At 44.0% G+C, this 19,951-nt stretch carries 20 protein-coding genes; 18 read left to right on the top strand and 2 right to left on the bottom strand.

Features of this window, described 5'->3' with window-relative positions:
- Window positions 1-9: 9 nt before the first annotated feature.
- The gene (locus tag ECA01S_RS00960) at window positions 10-1,698 is read right to left on the bottom strand and encodes an NFACT RNA binding domain-containing protein (RefSeq protein ID WP_067389722.1); all 1,689 of its coding nucleotides are present in this window, start codon (window positions 1,696-1,698) and stop codon (window positions 10-12) included.
- A gap of 154 nt (window positions 1,699-1,852) precedes the next feature.
- Complete coding sequence (locus ECA01S_RS00955; RefSeq protein WP_067389719.1) at window positions 1,853-2,227, bottom strand: DUF1622 domain-containing protein; 375 nt, start codon at window positions 2,225-2,227, stop codon at window positions 1,853-1,855.
- A gap of 133 nt (window positions 2,228-2,360) precedes the next feature.
- Here ECA01S_RS00955 and ECA01S_RS00950 point away from each other — a divergent pair, with 133 nt between their 5' ends.
- The 18 genes from ECA01S_RS00950 to dprA all read left to right on the top strand — a co-directional run bounded on the left by ECA01S_RS00950 (window position 2,361) and on the right by dprA (window position 19,910).
- Complete coding sequence (locus ECA01S_RS00950; RefSeq protein WP_067389717.1) at window positions 2,361-2,939, top strand: hypothetical protein; 579 nt, start codon at window positions 2,361-2,363, stop codon at window positions 2,937-2,939.
- A gap of 354 nt (window positions 2,940-3,293) precedes the next feature.
- Window positions 3,294-4,283: a tryptophan ABC transporter substrate-binding protein gene (trpX, locus tag ECA01S_RS00945; RefSeq protein ID WP_067389714.1), complete on the top strand. Its 990-nt coding sequence runs from the start codon at window positions 3,294-3,296 to the stop codon at window positions 4,281-4,283.
- Between the two features lie 18 nt (window positions 4,284-4,301).
- Window positions 4,302-5,189 (top strand): ABC transporter permease, encoded by an 888-nt coding sequence (locus tag ECA01S_RS00940; protein WP_067389711.1) that lies wholly within the window; start codon window positions 4,302-4,304, stop codon window positions 5,187-5,189.
- Window positions 5,183-5,965 carry an ABC transporter ATP-binding protein gene (locus ECA01S_RS00935; protein WP_143139558.1) on the top strand — a complete coding sequence of 261 codons (783 nt, stop codon included), beginning with the start codon at window positions 5,183-5,185 and terminating at the stop codon, window positions 5,963-5,965. Before ECA01S_RS00940 ends, ECA01S_RS00935 begins: the two co-directional genes overlap by 7 nt.
- Before the next feature lie 91 nt (window positions 5,966-6,056).
- Window positions 6,057-7,367: an alkaline phosphatase family protein gene (locus ECA01S_RS00930; RefSeq protein ID WP_067391063.1), complete on the top strand. Its 1,311-nt coding sequence runs from the start codon at window positions 6,057-6,059 to the stop codon at window positions 7,365-7,367.
- Entirely contained in the window at window positions 7,351-8,607 is a 1,257-nt protein-coding gene (locus ECA01S_RS00925; RefSeq protein ID WP_245631178.1) for an MFS transporter, read from the top strand. The genes ECA01S_RS00930 and ECA01S_RS00925 overlap by 17 nt, the downstream gene beginning before the upstream one ends.
- 341 nt (window positions 8,608-8,948) lie before the next feature.
- On the top strand, window positions 8,949-9,797 hold the full coding sequence (gene aroE, locus ECA01S_RS00920; RefSeq protein WP_067391060.1) for a shikimate dehydrogenase: 849 nt from the start codon (window positions 8,949-8,951) through the stop codon (window positions 9,795-9,797).
- Window positions 9,798-9,811: 14 nt separating this feature from the next.
- Window positions 9,812-10,837 (top strand): 3-deoxy-7-phosphoheptulonate synthase, encoded by a 1,026-nt coding sequence (gene aroF / locus ECA01S_RS00915; RefSeq protein ID WP_067389702.1) that lies wholly within the window; start codon window positions 9,812-9,814, stop codon window positions 10,835-10,837.
- Between the two features lie 5 nt (window positions 10,838-10,842).
- Window positions 10,843-11,904: a 3-dehydroquinate synthase gene (aroB, locus tag ECA01S_RS00910; RefSeq protein WP_067389700.1), complete on the top strand. Its 1,062-nt coding sequence runs from the start codon at window positions 10,843-10,845 to the stop codon at window positions 11,902-11,904.
- Window positions 11,905-11,917: 13 nt separating this feature from the next.
- Window positions 11,918-13,075, top strand: a complete 1,158-nt coding sequence (gene aroC / locus ECA01S_RS00905; protein WP_067389697.1) for a chorismate synthase — start codon at window positions 11,918-11,920, stop codon at window positions 13,073-13,075.
- A 16-nt stretch (window positions 13,076-13,091) separates the two neighbouring features.
- Window positions 13,092-14,183 carry a prephenate dehydrogenase gene (locus tag ECA01S_RS00900; protein WP_067389694.1) on the top strand — a complete coding sequence of 364 codons (1,092 nt, stop codon included), beginning with the start codon at window positions 13,092-13,094 and terminating at the stop codon, window positions 14,181-14,183.
- Window positions 14,180-15,466: a 3-phosphoshikimate 1-carboxyvinyltransferase gene (aroA, locus tag ECA01S_RS00895; protein ID WP_067389691.1), complete on the top strand. Its 1,287-nt coding sequence runs from the start codon at window positions 14,180-14,182 to the stop codon at window positions 15,464-15,466. The genes ECA01S_RS00900 and aroA overlap by 4 nt, the downstream gene beginning before the upstream one ends.
- The gene (locus ECA01S_RS00890) at window positions 15,463-15,972 is read left to right on the top strand and encodes a shikimate kinase (protein WP_067389687.1); all 510 of its coding nucleotides are present in this window, start codon (window positions 15,463-15,465) and stop codon (window positions 15,970-15,972) included. The genes aroA and ECA01S_RS00890 overlap by 4 nt, the downstream gene beginning before the upstream one ends.
- Complete coding sequence (gene pheA / locus ECA01S_RS00885) at window positions 15,969-16,805, top strand: prephenate dehydratase (RefSeq protein WP_067389684.1); 837 nt, start codon at window positions 15,969-15,971, stop codon at window positions 16,803-16,805. Before ECA01S_RS00890 ends, pheA begins: the two co-directional genes overlap by 4 nt.
- Before the next feature lie 183 nt (window positions 16,806-16,988).
- Window positions 16,989-17,207 (top strand): hypothetical protein, encoded by a 219-nt coding sequence (locus tag ECA01S_RS00880; protein WP_067389680.1) that lies wholly within the window; start codon window positions 16,989-16,991, stop codon window positions 17,205-17,207.
- 201 nt (window positions 17,208-17,408) lie between these two features.
- Window positions 17,409-18,275: a ribosome biogenesis GTPase YlqF gene (gene ylqF / locus ECA01S_RS00875; RefSeq protein ID WP_067389677.1), complete on the top strand. Its 867-nt coding sequence runs from the start codon at window positions 17,409-17,411 to the stop codon at window positions 18,273-18,275.
- On the top strand, window positions 18,256-19,026 hold the full coding sequence (gene rnhB / locus ECA01S_RS00870) for a ribonuclease HII (protein ID WP_067389674.1): 771 nt from the start codon (window positions 18,256-18,258) through the stop codon (window positions 19,024-19,026). Before ylqF ends, rnhB begins: the two co-directional genes overlap by 20 nt.
- A 44-nt stretch (window positions 19,027-19,070) precedes the next feature.
- On the top strand, window positions 19,071-19,910 hold the full coding sequence (dprA, locus tag ECA01S_RS00865) for a DNA-processing protein DprA (RefSeq protein WP_067389671.1): 840 nt from the start codon (window positions 19,071-19,073) through the stop codon (window positions 19,908-19,910).
- The last annotated feature ends 41 nt before the right edge of the window (window positions 19,911-19,951 follow it).

Below are 19,951 nucleotides of genomic sequence, written 5' to 3'. Positions count from 1 at the left end.
TATTCTAGGCTATTGTTTCAAAGCCGCTATTTTTTCAGCATCTGGTGTCACAAAAAGCGTCCGTTGATTTTTGTAGATGACATAGCCCGGCTTGGCACCATTGGGTTTATGGATATACTTAACTTGCACATAATCCACCGGCACTTGGCTAGAAAGCCGATATTTAGAATAGTAGCCTGCCAATTGTGCCGCCTCCTGCAGCGTTGTGTCACTGGGTTCACTAGAGCGCACGATGACGTGGCTACCAGGAATATCCTTCGCATGGAGCCAATAATCGGTTTTGCGAGCTGTTTTTAAGGTTAGCTGGTCGTTTTGAAGATTATTTTTACCAACCAAGATCTCGGTACCGTCGCTGGCATGAAACACCTCAGGCTGACTCTTTTGAGCTTTTCGCTTAGCGCCGCGTTTCTTGATATAGCCTTGCTCTTGCAACTCTTCTCGAATCACTTGCAAATCAGCAGGTGCCGCGTTTTCTAAAAGGGTCAGAATAGAGTCGATATAGGCAATTTCTTCTTGTGTGTGCAGGATTTGCTCCTGTACGATTCGAACAGCGTTTTTCAGCTTTTGATACTTTTGAAAATATTTCTGGGCATTCTGATTGGGACTTAAAGCTGGATTCAATTTGATGGTCAGCAGCTTGTCTTCTTCATAGTAGTTTGGCAGTTCTACAGAGGCAGCACCTCGGGGAACTTGATGTAAAAAGGTAGTTAAAAGCTCACCATCACGACGATATTCCTCCGCATTTTCCGTCTCAGCCAAGGTTTGTTCTAATTTCGTTAGTTTTGTTTGATTCTTCTTAAATTCATTGTCCATTTTGCGAATGAGTTCATTTCCTTGCTGCTTCACACGATCTTTTTCGGCTTTTTGTCCGTAAAAAGCATCTAACAGCTCACTATAAGTCGCAAAAGTTGTTTGTTCGCCCATTGCTAAGGAATCGTAGGGGATAGGGGTGAAAAATTCTTTTCCGTTTACCACACTAAGCGTTGGCGTGCCTGTTGCTAAAGTTTGCCAGAAAGTATGCCAAGCAGCCATTTTTTCATTTGGCCGTTCTTGAAAACGAAAGGATAACTCTTCAGCGGTATCACGACCTAAGCCTTGGAAATGCTGTTGCAGGTAGCGAGCATTTAGTTCAGACGCTTGGGATAGGATATGGAAAACTGCCGGGTCTTCCGCTGTCATTGGGTTCAGCACCTCTTGTTTAGGTGGTGCGATGTAGAGGGCACCAGGTAAGAGTGTGCGATAACTATTTTGACTACTGCCCACATGTTTGACAGTGTCCAAGATTTTACCGGTAGTTCGGTGAATCAACACAATTGTACTATGTCGGCCCATCAATTCAACAATCAAACGTAAATCCTGTTGATCCCCCAAATCATCTCGTTTCATAAAATCAAAATGAATCACGCGATCATTCGCCACTTGCTGAATATCATTCAAAATAGCGCCATCTAAGTATTTCCGCAGCATCATCACGAAATTCGGTGGAGAGTCGGGATTCTGGTAGCCAATCTCGGTCAATTGAACACGAGCGTAGCTGGGATGTGCGGAGAGTAATAATTTTTTGTTTTTACCTCGTGCTCGAATCACGAGAATCACTTCATTTTCATACGGTTGGTGGATTTTAGCAATACGTCCAGAAATCAATTCTGTTTGTAGCTCTGCCACCATTTTATGGGTAAATACACCATCAAAGGACATCTAGCTCCCTCATTTCTTTCCTAAGTCTATTTATTATAACAAAAATCATGCAGAGAAGATAATCGCGGCACTTACAAGGACTGACCACAAAAAAAGCTCCTTGCTTCAAGCAAAAGAGCTAAAAAAATTTAAGCGCTAGACGCCATAAATCAGACTACTCCTTATCATTCCCTAAGGCATCCTCAATCTCACGATGGAGGAAGTAGGAGATGACTGTTCGAATCACGACAAGCAAGGCTAACTTCATAATATCTTGGAAGGTAGGATTAATGATGGATTCGATAATATCAGCCGCAATCAGGACTTCCAAACTTAGTAATACATAACTACCTAGATAATTTTTAATAAGGTTATTATGGCGGGCAGCCTCGATTCGATTACGGTTTTTACACTCGTTGACGATGAAATCCCAACCAGCGATTAAGACACCCCATAAAAGAATCACGATGGATAAAATATTCAGTGCTAAAATAAATAAATCAAAAAATGGCGTTAAGGTTTCCATTAAGGAATGGGCTAAATCATGCATAAGTTCTCCTTTACCAGTTTAATATCAAGATAATTATACCAATCCTACCAACATTTTTCTAATTTTATTGCCAGTTTTTCATAGTCAGATTTGCTAAATATCGGTATAATGAACGAACGGGGGGAAGGAATATATGGACTTATGGACAAAATTCAAAGAGCGCGTTCTTTTTTATTGGGATCAAACGGTCACAACCGTTTTGACTTATAAGAAACAGTCAGTGATCGGTGGACTGGTGGTCATTATCGCCTTATTTGTAATCGCATTTTTTATCCCAAGTGTACAAGCAAATATTCGGCGTTCGCAAATCGATGCCTTAGTAACGAAGCCATCATCTGAAAAAATCGTTTATTTTGATTACGATGAGGGCGATCAAAAGATCCGCTCAGCTAAAGGCGTATCCGTGATTTTTGTACAGCCTAATGGGGAGAATTACGATGAACTTATCAAAGTACTTTCCAATGATAAAAAATTGGCTGAATTAAATCGCCCAATCTACATCTATCCAATTCTTTATCGCAAAGATGACATTGTACAGAAATATAAACTAGAACAGCCCATCACCGCTATCTTTTTTGAAAACGGCAAAGAGGAAAATCGGTTTGAAACAGCAGATACAAGTAAGCTAGCGGATGAATTGATCCCTGAGTTGAACCGCTTGCCAATGGCCAACATCAAAGAGCTCCAAGAAGAGGCGAAAGACGGAAAATAAAGATAGACGGCGTTTTTTTTATTTCTTGCTTGACCTTTATTAAAACTTGGCGTAAACTTTTTGACAACAACTAGACGAGGAGGAATCAACATGACACTATTTACCAAGCAAGTCCAATCATGGCAAAACTGGCGTAGATAGTTGTATGTATGATTTCAATCATAGATACAACTTTTAGAGAGCATTCTAAAGCTTGTATCTATGCTGGTAATGAATAAAGACACCGCATAGAGCAAAATCTATGTGGTGTTTTGCTTTTTTTAGGGCAGTCTCCACAAAAAGGGGGACTGCTCTTTTTTTGATACAAGCTGAAAGTTACCAGAAATATATTACGTAAACTAAGGAGCGGAAATAATGAAAAAAAGTAAAGTTTTATACAGTTTTGTTTTGTTAGCACTAGTCTTGATCATTTCTTTCCTAATGGATCCCAGCTCTAAGGCGACTACTGAGGAAGAACGACCAGTCGTTGGGGTGTTACAGTTTGTGTCGCATCCTGCTCTCGATGAAATCTATCGCGGTGTCAAGGCCGGCTTAGCCGAAAATGGGTATCCCGCAGATAAAGTGACGATTGCTTTTCAAAACGGTCAAGGTGATCAAAGTAAATTACAAACCATGAGCCAGCAATTAGCTCAAAAGGCCGATGTCTTAGTGGGTATCGCTACACCGGCGGCTCAAGCGTTAGCGAATACGACCCAAGAATTGCCTATCGTCTTAGGTGCCGTTTCAGATCCTGTGAGTGCCGGCTTAGTGAAAAATGAAGAAAAGCCTGGCGGTCTGATTACGGGAGTCAGTGATAAATCCCCGGTGGATGCCCAGATGAAATTAATCCAAGACCTATTGCCGCAAGCGAAAACAATGGGCATCCTGTATTCATCGGCGGAAGACAACTCCCGCTATCAAGCAGAACAGATTCAAGGGGAAGCCGAAAAGGCTGGCTTAAAAGTCAAAACTTATCCAGTTCCTTCAACTAACGAAATTGCTCAGACCGTTCAAGTACTGTCTCAAGAGGTGGATGTTCTTTATATCCCCACTGATAATACGATTGCCAGTGCTATGCAGACCGTTGTTAGTGAAGCAGATAAAGCCAAGCTGCCCATCATTCCCAGCGTTGACACGATGGTGAGTGAAGGTGGTTTAGCGACAGTGGGTATTAACCAATTTGAGTTAGGCAAGCAGACTGGTAAGATGGCGGCGGAAATCCTACAAGGAGCCGACCCCGCTGAAATGCCGATTTACACTTTTTCATCAGGAGACATTATCTTAAATGAAGCAAAAGCTGCACAGTTAGGGATTACCATTCCACAAGCAATAAAAGAAAAGGCGCAGCTTGTCAGTAACGACTAGCAAGGAGGAGGAACAATCATGATCGTTTCAGCAATTGGACAGGGATTTTTATGGTCTTTACTAGGTTTAGGAATTTTTATGACATTTCGGATGTTGAATTTTCCCGATATGACAACCGAGGGCTCTTTTCCGTTGGGTGGCGCCGTATGTGTTACCGCCATTACCCAAGGGATTCATCCACTATTAGCGACTTGTCTTGGGGTACTGGCTGGCATGGGGGCTGGCCTCGTGACTGGTTTATTATTTACAAAGGGAAAAATTCCCGTGATTTTAGCAGGTATTCTAGTCATGTCTGGTTTGAACTCGGTGATTTTGTTTGTGATGCAGACACCTAACTTATCCCTTTTGCACCAGCCGCGTATCCAAGATGTTTTCTCAAACATGGCGTTACCGCCGTATTTTGATATTGTCTTTTTAGGAATTATCGTTTTAGCGGTTATCGTAGCACTACTGCTGTTTTTCTTTTATACCGATTTAGGGCAGGCCTATATCGCTACTGGCGACAACGAGGAAATGGCGCGTTCATTTGGTATTCATACCGACCGCATGAAAATTTTAGGGTTGATGTTATCAAATGGGGTCATTGCGCTTTCTGGTGCATTGATCGCCCAAAATGACGGCTATGCTGACGTAAACAAAGGAACTGGGGTCATTGTTATTGGCTTAGCTTCCATCATTATTGGCGAAGTAATCTTTGGAGAATTGACATTACCTGAACGCTTAGGTGCTACGATTATTGGTAGCGTCATCTATCAATTGTTGATTTTATTAGTTATTCGCTTAGGCTTTGACACGACCTACTTAAAAATCTTTTCTTCGGCAATCTTAGCAGTTTGTCTAATGGTGCCAAGCCTGAAACAAAAATTACATTTGAACTTGTCACCAAAGGAGGCTCGTAAATCATGAACGTTTTAACAATTAAGGATGCTACAAAAGTCATTCATCATGAAGGGATAGCAGAGCGCACGATTCTTGATGGCGTCGATTTAACCATTAAAAAAGGGGATTTTGTCACCGTGCTTGGCGGCAATGGGGCTGGTAAAAGTACACTTTTCAATACCGTCGCAGGAACCTTAAGTTTAACTAGTGGGCGTGTTGAATTGATGGGAGAGACAATCACCCATTGGAATGAAGAGAAACGGGCCCGTTATATTGCGCGGGTATTTCAAGATCCTAAAATGGGGACGGCTCCTCGCATGACAGTCGCTGAAAACTTACTATTAGCTTTGAAACGCGGCCAGAAACGACGGTTGTCGCTACGGAAAATGGCTGCCTATCATCAACACTTTTTCGAATTGTGCCAGCAAGTTGGCAATGGGTTGGAACAACATTTAGATGCGCCGGCAGGGACTTTGTCTGGCGGGCAAAGGCAAGCCCTCAGTCTTTTAATGGCGACGGTGCAACGGCCCGAGCTTTTGTTATTAGATGAACATACCGCTGCCCTCGACCCTAAAACGGCGAAGCAATTGATGACGCTGACAGATCAACGCATTAAAGAAGAGCAGCTGACCTGCCTAATGATCACTCACCGCATGGAAGATGCGCTGCGCTATGGTAATCGCCTAATCGTCCTCAAAAAGGGTCGGATTTACCGTGAATTCAATGCGCAAGAAAAAGAAAAATTAACTCTGGCTGACTTATTACTTTTCTTTGAAGAAGAAGAGGAATTAGCTGTTTTATAGAATAATGGAAAAAATAAGCGTTATGGACTTCGGTTCATAGCGCTTTTTGGTATAATCGAGCTAAGGAAAGCAGGTGGATTTTTTGAAAAAAATGGTCATTATCTCGGTAGACGCAATGGGCGCCAGCGACTTAGTAGGTGATTTGGCGGATACGCCCACCTTTGAATGGTTGCGTCGTGAAGGGACCCATATCCAAAATATTGAAGCAATTTATCCCTCTTTAACATATCCTTCCCATACAACGCTAGTGACAGGAGAATACCCTAAAACTCATGGAGTAATCAATAATACAAAGATCCAATCTAATCGAATGTCGCCAGATTGGTATTGGTACAAAAAAGATGTGCTGGTGCCTACTTTATATGAGTTAGCGCAACAAGCCGGTATGACGACAGCCGCCTTTTTATGGCCAGTGACTGCTAAAAGCGGCATTGATTATAATATTGCAGAAATTTTTCCAAATCGAATTTGGACCAATCAGGTCTTGGTATCATTAAATGCTAGTTCGCCGCGGTTTTTATTGGAAATGAACCATAAATATGGGCACCTTCGGCAAGGAATTAAGCAGCCTTATCTGGATGACTTCATTACAGCCTGTGCGGTGGATACGCTAGTAACGAAAAAGCCTGATTTAACTTTGATTCATTTGGTAGATATGGATAGTATGCGTCATGCGCATGGCGTGCTTTCACCCGAGGCTGAAGCGGCCTTTTTAAGGCAAGATCGGCGCATCAAAGATATTATCAACGCAACAAAACAGGCGGGAACTTTTGACGAAACCGTTTTTGTCGTGCTAGGAGATCATTATCAAATTGATGTGAACAAAATGATTCGTCTCAATCATTTGTTTGCTGAAAAAGGCTGGTCAAAAGTGAAGAAAGACGGCACAATCCAAGCAAATTGGCAAGTTTATGCCAAAAGTTGTGATGGCTCTTGTTATATCTATGTCGATCAAAAAGCCAGCGTTAATCCAGCAGAGCTTTTCAAGGAATTGGAAAAAGTGGAGGGCGTCGCAAAGGTATATTCAACTGAAGAAGCAACAGCTCAAGGTGCAGCCCCCAACGTGACTTTTATGGTGGAAGCTAAACGTGGCTACTACTTCATTGATGATGCAGCTGGACCAGTAAACGAACCGGTAAATTCGAAAGATATTGGCCAACCAGAACGTTATCGGGCAGTCCATGGCTACTCGCCTCAAAAACAAAATTATAAAACAACGGTGCTTTTCTTTGGGCCAGGGATTCGCAGCGGCAAAGTAATTGACCAAGCGCGTTTGATTGATGAAGCACCAACCTTCGCAAAAATTTTGGGACTGACCTTCCCCAATCCAGTCGCTGGTCAAGTGTTGCATGAAGTCTTTGAACGTGAGGAAGGGGAGCCGCCTAGTGAAGTTTTGGAATAGTTATTCAAAAGAAGAGAAAAGTTGGATCCTATATGATTGGGCCAATTCGGCTTATTCGTTAGTGATCGTTACGGCTATTTTACCGATTTACTTCAAATATGTAGCCGGTAATGCTGGTGTAAGCGATTCGGTTTCCACTGCTTTTTGGAGCTACGCCAGTTCAGCTGGAACGTTGATTGTTTCCCTTTCTGCACCTATTTTAGGAACGATTGCTGATTTTCGCGGCTACAAAAAGAAATTATTCAATTTATTCGCCTTATGCGGCATTATCATGACCTTTGGCTTAGCCCTGATTCCTGAGAATAGTTGGGTTGCGCTACTGGCAGTTTACATTTTATCCCACGTGGGTTTCCAAGGTGCCAATATTTTTTATGATGGCTTTTTAGTGGATGTCACCGAAAATGATCGGATGGATGACGTATCTTCCACCGGTTATGGCCTGGGGTATATTGGCAGTGCGTTACTGTTCGTGGTGGTGATGATTCTACAAGTCACTAATGGGTTTGGCTTGATGTCGACTGATTTAGTAACCAAAGTCTGCTTTGTTTTGACTGGGCTTTGGTGGCTCCTATTCAGCTGGCCGTTTTTCAAAAACGTTCATCAGCGCTTTGCACTGGAAAAAGTGGCACATCCAATCCGCCACAGCTTTACACGTTTAAAAAATACCTTGCTGGAAATCAAGCAATACAAGCGAATCGTCTATTTTTTGATTGCTTATTTCTTTTATATTGATGGTGTCGATACGATTTTTACTATGGCGACAGCTTTTGGTGTCGATATGGGTATTGATTCTAACATGCTGATTATTATCTTATTAGTCATCAATTTTATTGCCTTTCCTTTCACCATTCTTTATGGAAAATTAGCCAGCAAGTTCGGGGCGAAACCGTTGATTCTAGTTGCCATTGGCGTCTATACCTTTATCTGTATTTATGCACTTTTCATGGATACTGTGTTGGATTTTTGGGTCTTAGGAATTTTAGTAGGGACTTCTCAAGGAGGGATCCAAGCACTGAGTCGGTCTTATTTTGCGCAAATGGTACCTAAAGAAAAAGCCAATGAGTTTTTTGGCTTCTACAATATTTTTGGCAAGTTTTCCGCCATTTTAGGGCCTTTATTATTCGGGGTTATTACGCATCTAACCGGCCGTTCGCAATTGGGAATTACTAGTTTAATCATTTTGTTTATTCTAGGTGGCATATTATTTGCTCGTATGAAAGAAGAACCTACGGTAGGGTAAACTGGCCTAAAAAACAAAAAATCGTTGACAAAGCATTTTTAACGGCATATACTTAGTGCAATCTTAAGTTAGGAAGTGAGTCCAATGAACAACCATTGTCATTCACAACTAAATAATTATTACTTTAGCTATTTTAGGTAAGTTTGTATTCATGAACTCATGGGTGCAAACAACTCGTTTGTATCTATGATGGCTAGGGTGTTTTGAGATGACTTTCAGCCACGTAGATGAAAATCTATAGTGGCTTTTATTTTTGGTTATGTATGAAAGGTATTCACTGTAGGTTTTCTGTAACTTTACGTGAATACCTTTTTTATGTTCTCAGGAAAGTAGGGATGTTTATGATCACCGGTTCTACTCGGCTAGCGGCTTTATATGCCACGCCGGCCAGACACAGCGTTTCTCCTTTGATGCACAACACGGCTTTCCAAGCATTAGGGATTGATGCTGTCTACTTGGCTTTTGAAGTGGGCACAATAGAGTTGCCACAAGCAATTCAAATGATCCGTGAGTTTGATATGCTGGGGGTAAACTTATCAATGCCCAATAAAACAGCGGCTCTAGCTTTGGTGGATGAAGTGAGTCCAGCAGGCAAACTGATTGGCGGCATCAATACTATTGTCAATCAACAGGGTCACTTAGTTGGCCACAATACGGACGGTATTGGCTTTATGCGCAGCTTGCAGGAGGCAGACATCCAAGTGCCACGTAAGATGACGATCTTAGGTGGTGGTGCCGCAGCGACGGCTATTATGGTCCAAGCGGCTTTAGATGGTGTAGCAGAAATCGCCGTTTTTAACCGGCGCAGCACCTCTTATTCTCGAATCGAAGCGAAACTTCAGGAAATCGCAAAGGAAACCGGCAAAGTCCTGACGCTTTATGATTCAGCCGATGCAGTCGCCTTAGAAAATGCCTTAAAGGATAGCCAGCTATTAGTCAATGGCACCAATATTGGCATGGCTGAATTAGCAAATGAGTGTCCCCTAGATCCTAAACTGCTGTACCCGGCATTAGCGGTGGCAGACATCATCTACGAACCACGAGAAACGGTATTACTGAAAGAAGCAAAAAAAATCGGTGCTAAAACCACCAACGGCTTAGGAATGTTGTTGTATCAAGGTGCGGCGGCCTTCTCCTTATGGACAGGTCAAGCTATGCCCATTGAAAAAATTAAGCCATTGATGAAATAAGAGGAGGAATTAACATGATCGTTATTATGAAACCAGGGGCAACGAATGCCCAAGTAAAAGCTATTATTGAACGTGTGAAAAGTGAGGGCTTGGAAGTCCATTTAAGTGAAGGCAAGGAGCAAACGATTGTCGGCTTAGTCGGCGATACGCGTAAAATGCAAGACGTAGCTTTCACCAGCTACGATGGCGTCGAAAATGCCGTACGCATTTCTTTAACTTATAAATTAACCAGCCGTGAATTCCATCCAGAGGACACCATCGTGGATGTCAATGGGGTCAAAATTGGTGCTGGCAACTTTGTGACAATGGCTGGTCCTTGTTCCATTGAGGGGCTAGACCAAATTCGTGAGTGTGCCCGTATCGCGAAAGCTGGCGGTGCTACCATTTTACGGGGAGGAGCTTTCAAACCGCGGACCTCGCCATACGCTTTCCAAGGTCTAGAAGAAGAAGGCTTGAAATACATTCGCCAAGCGGCTGATGAATTCGGAATGCAAGTCATTACCGAAGTTATGGATGAAGCCCACATTGACATGGTGGCGGCATACAGCGACATTCTTCAAATTGGGGCCCGTAATATGCAAAATTTCCGGTTATTGCAAGCTGTCGGAAAAACTGGCAAACCAATTGGTTTAAAACGTGGTATCTCAGGCACGATTGATGAGTGGTTAAACGCCGCCGAATACATTACAACGCAAGGCAACTTCAATGTGATCTTCATTGAACGTGGTATTCGAACCTACGAAACGGCTACGCGAAATACCTTTGATTTAAGTGCAGTGCCATTAATTAAAAAATTAAGCCACTTCCCGATTATCGTAGATCCAAGTCACGGTACTGGCGTCTGGGATTTAGTTCCGCCAATGGCGCGGGCGGGGGTTGCTGCTGGTGCTGACGGTATGATCGTCGAAATTCATCCAGATCCCGCCAACGCTTGGTCAGATGGTCCGCAATCTCTGAATGAAAAAACTTACATGAAAATGATGAAAGAGGTTCACATTCTAGAAGACGCGATGCAAACGATTAAACAATTGGAGGGGTGATTGAAATGGAACTGACGGTTTCTTTAGCCCAGCATACCTATACCATTTTGATTCAAAAAGGCGCCCTTCAAACAGTAGGAGATTGGGCTGCAGCTCTCTGGCAACCGCAAAAAATTGTGTTAGTCACTGACGAAAATGTTTCATCTCTATATAGTGAACAAGTCCAAAATTCGCTAATAGCGGCCGGCTTTCATGTTACCATAGCGGCGGTACCGGCGGGAGAGACAAGTAAAAGTTTAGAGATGGCTACTTGGTTGTATGACACTTTTGCTGAAGCTGGACTGACGCGCTCTGACGGAGTGATCATCCTTGGCGGCGGGGTTGTAGGGGATTTAGGCGCTTTTGCGGCCTCGACTTATATGCGAGGGATTCATTTTCTGCAAATTCCCACTTCATTAGTGGCGCAGGTAGACTCTAGTATTGGCGGTAAAACTGCCGTTAACACACAGACTGCTAAAAATTTAGTAGGAACTTTTACCCAGCCTGATGGTGTCTTGATTGATCCACTCGTTTTAAACACCTTACCTTTACGCCGAGTGCGGGAAGGTATCGCCGAGATTATCAAAACGGCTGCGATTGCGGATACCACTCTTTGGTCTCAATTAGCCGATTTGAAGGATGAAGCGGACCTACTGCGTCACAGCGAAGCCATTATTTATGCCTGTTGTGAAGTGAAGCGGCGTGTTGTCGAACAAGACCCCTTTGATCATCAAGAACGATTGACCCTGAATTTTGGTCATACAATTGGTCACGCTTTGGAGAATACGGCAGGCTATGGGGAAATTGCCCACGGTGAGGGTGTTGCCTTAGGTATGATTCAAATCTCCCGCAATGCTGAAAAACGTGGCGAAATTACTGCCGGGCTTACTCAGCAGTTAACCGAAATGATTCAAAAATTTCACTTGCCCACCGAACATCATTTGAATAAAGAGACGCTTTATCAGGCCTTGACTCACGATAAAAAAGCTCGCGGCAACCAGATAAAAATTATTTTAGTCCCTGAAATCGGTCGGGCCATAATTCAACCAATTCCATTAGAAATGATGCGGGATTATATAGAAGAATAGAGGAGGAACAGGTATGCGTTTTTTAACAGCGGGAGAATCCCACGGACCAGAGCTGACCGCAATCATTGAAGGTTTGCCGGCCGGGTTGCCTTTGACCGCCGAACAAGTTAATCATGAACTGGCTAGACGACAAAAAGGTTATGGTCGTGGTGGCCGAATGTTGATTGAAAAAGATCAAGTTCGATTTACCTCAGGTGTCCGGCACGGAAAAACCATTGGTGCACCAGTCACCATGATTGTCAAAAACCGTGATTGGGAAAATTGGCAGTCGGTCATGTCGGCCGAAGCTGTACCAGAAAAAGAGCAATTGAAACGACGTGTAGCTAAGCCGCGGCCGGGACATGCCGATCTAGTTGGCGGGATGAAATACCATCACCGCGACTTGCGAAATGTTTTGGAGCGGTCATCGGCCCGCGAAACAACTATGCGGGTAGCCATTGGTGCGGTTGCCAAGGTACTCTTGGCAGAAGTCGGAATCCATTTAGCGGGTTCCGTCATTGAACTAGGCGGTATCAAGGCGCCTACGGAACAACTATCAGTCGCTGAGATTAAAGTTCGTTCGGAAGCCTCTGAAATTCGGATGGTGGACACTACCCAGGAAGAAAAAGTCAAAGCTTTGATTGATGCAACTAAAAAAGCTGGCGATACATTAGGCGGCGTCGTTCAAGTAATTGCGGAAGGCGTACCAGCTGGACTAGGAAGTTATGTCCAATGGGACCGCAAGCTGGATGGTCGTCTTGCACAAGCCGTCATGAGTATCAACGCCTTTAAGGCCGTCTCTTTTGGGATTGGTGCAGAAATGGCCCGTAAACCGGGATCACAAGTGATGGATGAGATTCTTTATGAAGAAGGCTACACGCGGAAAACCAATCACTTAGGTGGATTTGAAGGGGGTATGACAAATGGCATGCCCATCATAGTACAAGGCGTTATGAAGCCTATTCCGACCCTTTATAAACCCTTAAGTAGTGTTGACATCGACACAAAGCAACCCTACAAAGCTAGCGTTGAACGATCTGATACTACCGCTGTGCCGGCCGCTAGCGTCGTTTGTGAAGCGGTAGTTGCCACAGAATTGGCGCAAGCAGTCTTAGAAAAATTTGAGGCTGATACCTTGACTGAATTACAACACTCTATCAACCGATACCGCGAAGATTTAGAACAATACTAAACGAGGAGGACAGAAGATGAAGATTTTAGTTGCAGGCTTAGGCCTGATTGGCAGTTCACTAGCATTGTGCTTACAAGCGCATCCCGAGGCGGTGATTACCGGCTATGACGCCAACGAAAAAAGCATGGCAGTTGCGTTAGAACAAAAAATCATTCATCGCTCTTCTTCTTTTTTAGCGGCCGCAGCAGTAAGTGACGTGATTTTTCTGTGCATGCCGGTGGAGGCTGTTTGTCAGGCATTGCAAGAGTTGGCGCAAGTTCCTTTTAGTCAACCAGTCATCATAACCGATGTCGGCAGTACCAAAGAACGAGTATTGGCGGCCAGTCAGTCATTGCCTCACCCAGCCGTGTTTGTGGGGGGGCATCCCATGGCGGGGTCGCATAAATCGGGTGTGATTGCGGCTGACCGTGATTTGTTTGAGAATGCGTTTTATGTTTTGACGGAGGAATCGCCAGTCGCTGTCCGCGAAATTTTAACTGATTTACTAGCGCCTACGAGAGCAAAAATTGTGACCTTATCTGCTAAAGAACATGACCAGGTAACGGGTATGGTTAGTCATTTGCCGCATATCATTGCCTCCGCTTTAGTGCAACAGACAGCGAATTTTTCGTTAACAGCCCCTGAAACAACACGATTAGCGGCAGGGGGCTTTCGAGACATTACCCGGATTGCGTCCTCCGATCCGCGCATGTGGACCGAGATTTTACTGACCAACCGTGAGAATCTGTTAGTTCAGCTGAGAGATTGGCAGCAAACCCTAACCAAAGTGCAAGATATGCTGACCCAAGCTGAACGAGACCAGATTTTCAAATTTTTCGCTGATGCCAAAGCTTTTCGCGATGAGCTGCCAGTTCATCAAAGTGGCGCCTTACCAGCCTTTTATGATTTGATGGTAACCATTCCAGACAAACCTGGTGTCATTGCTGAAGTCACTGGCTTTTTAGCCAACGAAAGCATTTCTTTAATCAATGTCAAGGTGTTGGAAACCCGGGAAGATATCCATGGTGTCCTCCAACTAACCTTTAAGAATCAATCTGATTTAGTTGCTGCCAAACGCTCCATTGAAGCTAAGTCAACCTATCAATGCTATGAAGGAGTCCTGTCATGAAATTACAAACAAATCAAGCCGGTTTAAAGGGTGAAGTGATCGTACCACCGGATAAATCCATTTCCCATCGAAGCATCATGTTTGGTGCGATTAGTCAGGGAACTACTACCATTCATAATTTTTTGCGTGCCGATGACTGTTTAGCCACCGTGGCGGCCTTCAAAGCTTTAGGGACAAGGATTACAGACGATGGTGAAACAATCACCGTTGAAGGACGTGATTGGCAATTCCAAGCAGCTGAAACGCCGATTGATATTGGCAACTCGGGTACCACGATTCGCTTGGTTTCAGGGATTTTAGCGGATAGCTCGTTTAGTACGACTTTATTTGGTGACGCCTCAATTACCAAACGTCCCATGGGCAGAGTAATGACGCCACTCACCATGATGGGCGTTACTTGCAGTGGGCGGGCAGGGAGCGAATTTCCCCCAATCACCATCACAGGGGCTGAGACACTGCAACCTTTGAAGTATCATTTGCCCGTTGCTAGCGCCCAAGTGAAGTCCGCTTGTCTCTTTGCCGCTCTGCAAGCAGCAGGCACTAGCGAAATTATTGAAAAGGAACCTACCCGTAATCATACGGAGGAAATGATCCGCCAATTTGGTGGCGAGATCACCACTGAAGGAAACAAGATTACACTAACAGGTCCGCAGCATTTACAGGGGCAAACGGTTCACGTACCAGGGGATATTTCATCTGCAGCATTCTTTTTAGTGGCCGCCGCAGTGACGTCAAATAGCCAAATCACTTTGCGACAAGTCGGACTAAATCCGACTCGTACCGGAATCTTGGAGGTTTTGAAGGCGATGGGCGCTGATTTCGAAGTAAAGGAGACAGACCCCAACAATCAATTAGGCGATATTACTATCCGTAGTTCTCGCTTGAGTAGTACGACGATTGGTGGTAGTTTGATTCCTCGTTTGATTGACGAGTTGCCTATTATAGCCTTACTGGCGACCCAAGCTCAAGGTACTACCGTAATTAAGGATGCAGAAGAGTTGAAGGTCAAAGAAACGAATCGCATTGACGCAGTAGCTGAGGAATTGACAAAATTGGGAGCGGATATCCAGCCAACCGAAGATGGATTGATTATCACTGGACCAACCCCTTTACATGGCGGAAAAGTTGCTAGCCGCGGTGATCATCGCATCGGCATGATGCTGGCGGTAGCGGCATTATTGGCACAGGATCCAGTAGAATTAAGTCAAAGCGAGGCCGTCTCTGTCTCGTATCCGCATTTCTTTGAAGATTTAGCCGCACTCTTACCAGAGGTGTCCCTATGACCGCCATCCTACTGACGGGTTTTATGGGGGCTGGTAAAACAACGGTGGGACGCCTTCTGGCAGCTCGTTTAGACCGACCTCATCTTGATTTAGATGAAGAGATCACGACGCAAATCGGCTGTTCCATCCAGCACTTTTTTGAAAATGAGGGCGAGCAGGCGTTTCGTCAGTTAGAGACGGCACTTTTAACTGAAATGATCCAACAGGAAGCTGTCCTTTCAACAGGCGGCGGGATCATTATCCGTCCAGAAAATCGACAATTGTTAGCGAAGGAAAAAGTCATTTACTTGGCAGCTACTCCAGAAGTTTTTTTGACCCGAATTCAATCTGATGAAAAGAATAAGCGACCTCTGGCTGTCGAAAAAACAGCCGACGAGCTAACCGCTCTATATTTAGAGCGTCAAGCATGGTATGAAGCAACCGCCCAACTAACAATTTTAACGGACAACAAAACGCCAGCCGTGATTGTTAGCGAAATCATTCAAGAAATGGGGGACGACCTATGACACCACCGACAATTGCCTATTTAGGACCAGCCGGTTCATTTTCAGAAGCAGGAGCACGCACGGCTTTTCCTCATGGGGAGCTGCAAGCCTATAATTCAATCCCGGCTTGTCTTATTGCTGCGGAAAAAGTGGAAGTCGCCTATTGTGTGATTCCCATTGAAAATACGATTGAAGGTACAGTCAACACCAGCATCGATTTTCTGTATCATCAAAGTCATTTGCAAGTGATGGGAGAAATTCTGTTGCCAATCGCGCAACAGCTGCTCATTCACCCTGACAACCATTATAAAACCATAGAGAAAATTTTGTCTCACCCGCAAGCGCTGGCACAGTGCGCCGACTTTATTCAAAAGTACTATCCCGACGCCATTTTAGAACAAATGCCGTCTACTGCGTATGCGGCACAACTGATTGCCCAGAATCCCCAAGAAAATTGGGCGGCACTCGCTCCCAAAACTGCGGCCGTAACCTATGACCTTGAAATCGTCCGTGCCGACGTCCAAGATTTGGCGCTAAACGAAACCCGCTTTTGGATCGTAGGACGTGAACCCTTATCCGAAAAAATCGGAAAAGAAAAGCTGACGATTGCCTTTACTATGCCCAATAACTTACCTGGTGCTTTACATAAAGCCCTGTCAGTCTTCAGCTGGCGCAGTATTGACCTTAGTCGAATCGAGTCCAGACCTTTAAAAACCGTTTTAGGGGAATACTTTTTTGTTCTGGATATTTTAGTGGAGCAGCCAATCCAATTGATTTGGCAAGCATTAGCAGAGCTGGAACTATTGGGAGGACAGTGGCGGCTATTAGGGCATTATTATAGTCATAGCGGCTGATTGATAAAAGTAGTTGCGTAAATGTCGAGCATCTTAACTGGCTTGATGACTAGCAGAGAAACAAGAACAAGCATTTAAGCGGTTACTGCTTAAATGCTTGTTTTGTTATGTCTGGTTGATTATATAGTTATGGGCAGGGTATCATAGAACAGGCGAGAAAGTACGGCTAACTAGGAGGAAGCAATGATATTAGTTGTAAAATATCTCTGTCTGTTTGTTGGTCTCGGCTGTTTTATTTTTTGCTTATTGCAGTTGAAACAGGTTCAAAAAGTAATTCATGAGAATGTCGGCGGTGCCTTAAACGACCACAACTATCAAGAGATTGAAGCCAGCTTAGAGCGAGTGAAAAAATGGGGAATCACTTTGGTAGTCTTGTTGATGGTGCTTTTATTCTTACCCTAAAAGATCAGTAAGTTCATCATAAAGAAGACTTGATCTTGTTTAAAATGCCTTCGTTTTATGATAAAATGCGAAAGGTACTTCGTTCTTAAAACTTTATAAATACTAGGTAGTAGCTAAAAGCTGCTTTAAATAACGCTTTTTAAGCCTACCTGCTAAACATTAAACAAAAAAGCTTTCATTGAAAGGAGCTGCTTTTAGTCTATGACGATTCAATGGTTTCCCGGACACATGGCCAAGGCACGGCGGGAAGTAACAGAAAAATTGAAGTTTGTTGATATCGTTTTTGAATTAGTGGATGCGCGTTTACCGCTATCCTCTAGAAATCCGATGTTAGACCAAATTATCCAACAAAAACCCCGTTTGGTGATTTTGAACAAAGCGGATTTGGCTGATCCCAAAGAAACACAAGCCTGGCAAGCCTACTTCAAAGCACAAGGCCACGAAGTGATTGCCATGAATGCCAAAACCAATGACGGGGTAAAAAAACTGAATCAATCAGCGCAACAAGCTCTGAAAGAAAAACGGGCACGGGATGCGGCCCGTGGCATTAAACCACGCGCAATTCGCGCGATGTGTATTGGGATTCCCAATGTCGGGAAATCGACATTAATGAACCGCTTAGTCGGTAAAAAAATTGCCCAAACAGGGAATAAGCCTGGTGTGACCAAGGGGCAACAATGGTTACGTTCGGGTAAGGATCTAGAGCTATTGGATACTCCAGGGATTTTGTGGCCTAAATTTGAAGATCCAGATATTGGTAAAAAATTAGCTCTGACTGGCGCCATCAAGGATGATTTACTCCATATGGATGATTTAGCCATTTTTGGACTGGAATTTTTCAGTCGTTTTTATCCAGAACGTTTGAGTGATCGTTATAAACTTAGCGCAGAAGATTTATTTTTACCTGGGCCAGATTTGCTGATGCTGATCAGCGAAAAACGTGGGTTTAGAGATGACTATCAAAGGGCCAGCGAAATGATTATTCATGATATTCGTCAAGGTAAACTAGGAAACTACACGTTAGATCGTATTGAGGAGCTGAATCCCGATGAAATTAGCCATCAGTGAGATCAAAACACGACTATTGACTGTCGAACCCGGTGATCCTTTTCTAGTAGAACTGGCGCAAGATGAGCGTAAAGGGGTACAGGCTGCGCTAGCATCATGGCAAAAACGACAAGAAAAGCAGCAAGCCCGCTTAGCAGCTTTCCAGAATATGCTGCAATTTGAACGGGATGCTTGGGATAAAGGTCACCGCTTCATCGCCGGCATTGATGAAGTTGGTCGCGGACCGTTAGCGGGACCAGTCGTGGCAGCGGCGGTGATTTTACCGGAGGATTTTTCAGTTATAGAAGTGAATGATTCAAAGCAGCTCTCAGCGGCTAAACGTGAGGAGCTATATGAACTGATTGAGGCCCAAGCCTTAGATATTGGAGTTGGCATCATTTGTCACAATCAAATTGATGAAATCAATATTTACGAGGCAACCAAAAAAGCGATGCTAGATGCGATTGAAGATTTGAGTATTACACCTGATCATCTATTGATTGATGCCATGAAATTAGACGTGCCCATGACGCAAGAAAGCTTGATTAAAGGGGACGCGCGTTCAGCTTCTATCGCAGCGGCCAGTATCATTGCTAAAGTGACTCGGGACCGCTTAATGACGGAGTACGGTAAGTTATTTCCGGGCTATGCCTTTGAAAAAAATGCCGGTTACGGAACTAAGGAACATTTAGCCGGTTTGAGAGAACATGGTATCAGTCCAATTCATCGTAAAACCTTCGCCCCCATCAAAGATATGCTAAAAAATCAGTAAAGATTGACCTCTCTTGCGAAATATAGTAGCAGGGAGGTTTTTTTATGAAAAATCATTGTATTGCACTATTTTTATGCGGAGGTATCGGCTGTATTACGAAACGTAAATTGTGGGAGTTCGTCCAAGGACATTCTTGGGAAGCATTACTGGTAGAATTGACGAAAGCCGACAAGGTTGCTATACTCCAGCAACTACGAAAAATTACCGATTGGCAAACAACAACTGCTTATAGTGAATGGCTAGTTGGCAATCCTTTCATTACCATTGAGGACCCAGAATATCCGCCGCTTTTAAAGGAAATTGCTGACCCACCATTGGTGTTGTTTTACGCAGGTCATTTGGCACTTTTACAGCAGCCGGCCTTGGCTGTAGTTGGCTCGCGGGCGGCTGCCACGAGTCGCCGGCAGTTGGTGGGGGAACTGATTACTCCTTTACTAAAGGACTATGTCATTATTAGTGGGCTCGCCCGTGGAATCGACAGCTTTGCCCACCAACTAACAACTAGCCAGCAAGGTCAAACAATCGGGATTGTTGGCTGTGGCTTAGATCGCTGTTACCCCAGTGAAAATCAGCGTCTGTTTCAACAAATGAAAGAAGAACAGCTAATTATCAGCGAATATCCTAAAGGAACACCACCGAGACAGTATCACTTTCCGCAGCGAAATCGCTTGATCGCTGGTCTGGCCCAAGGAGTCGTGGTCATTGAGGCCAAAGAAAAGAGCGGTTCACTGATTACCGCGCAATTAGCATTAGAAAATGGCCGCGAAGTTTTTGCGGTACCTGGTGACCCCTTACAAAATAACGCGGAAGGCTGTCATAGCTTGATCCGTGACGGCGCGAAATGTACCACCAAAATGACCCATATTTTGGAAGAGTTATCATAAATTGAAACTTCTCTTCTTGACAAATCTATTCTCCTTAGCAT

Source organism: Enterococcus canis NBRC 100695 (assembly GCF_001544375.1).
GTDB lineage: Bacteria > Bacillota > Bacilli > Lactobacillales > Enterococcaceae > Enterococcus_H > Enterococcus_H canis.
This window is presented reverse-complemented; position numbering and strand designations above follow the sequence as displayed.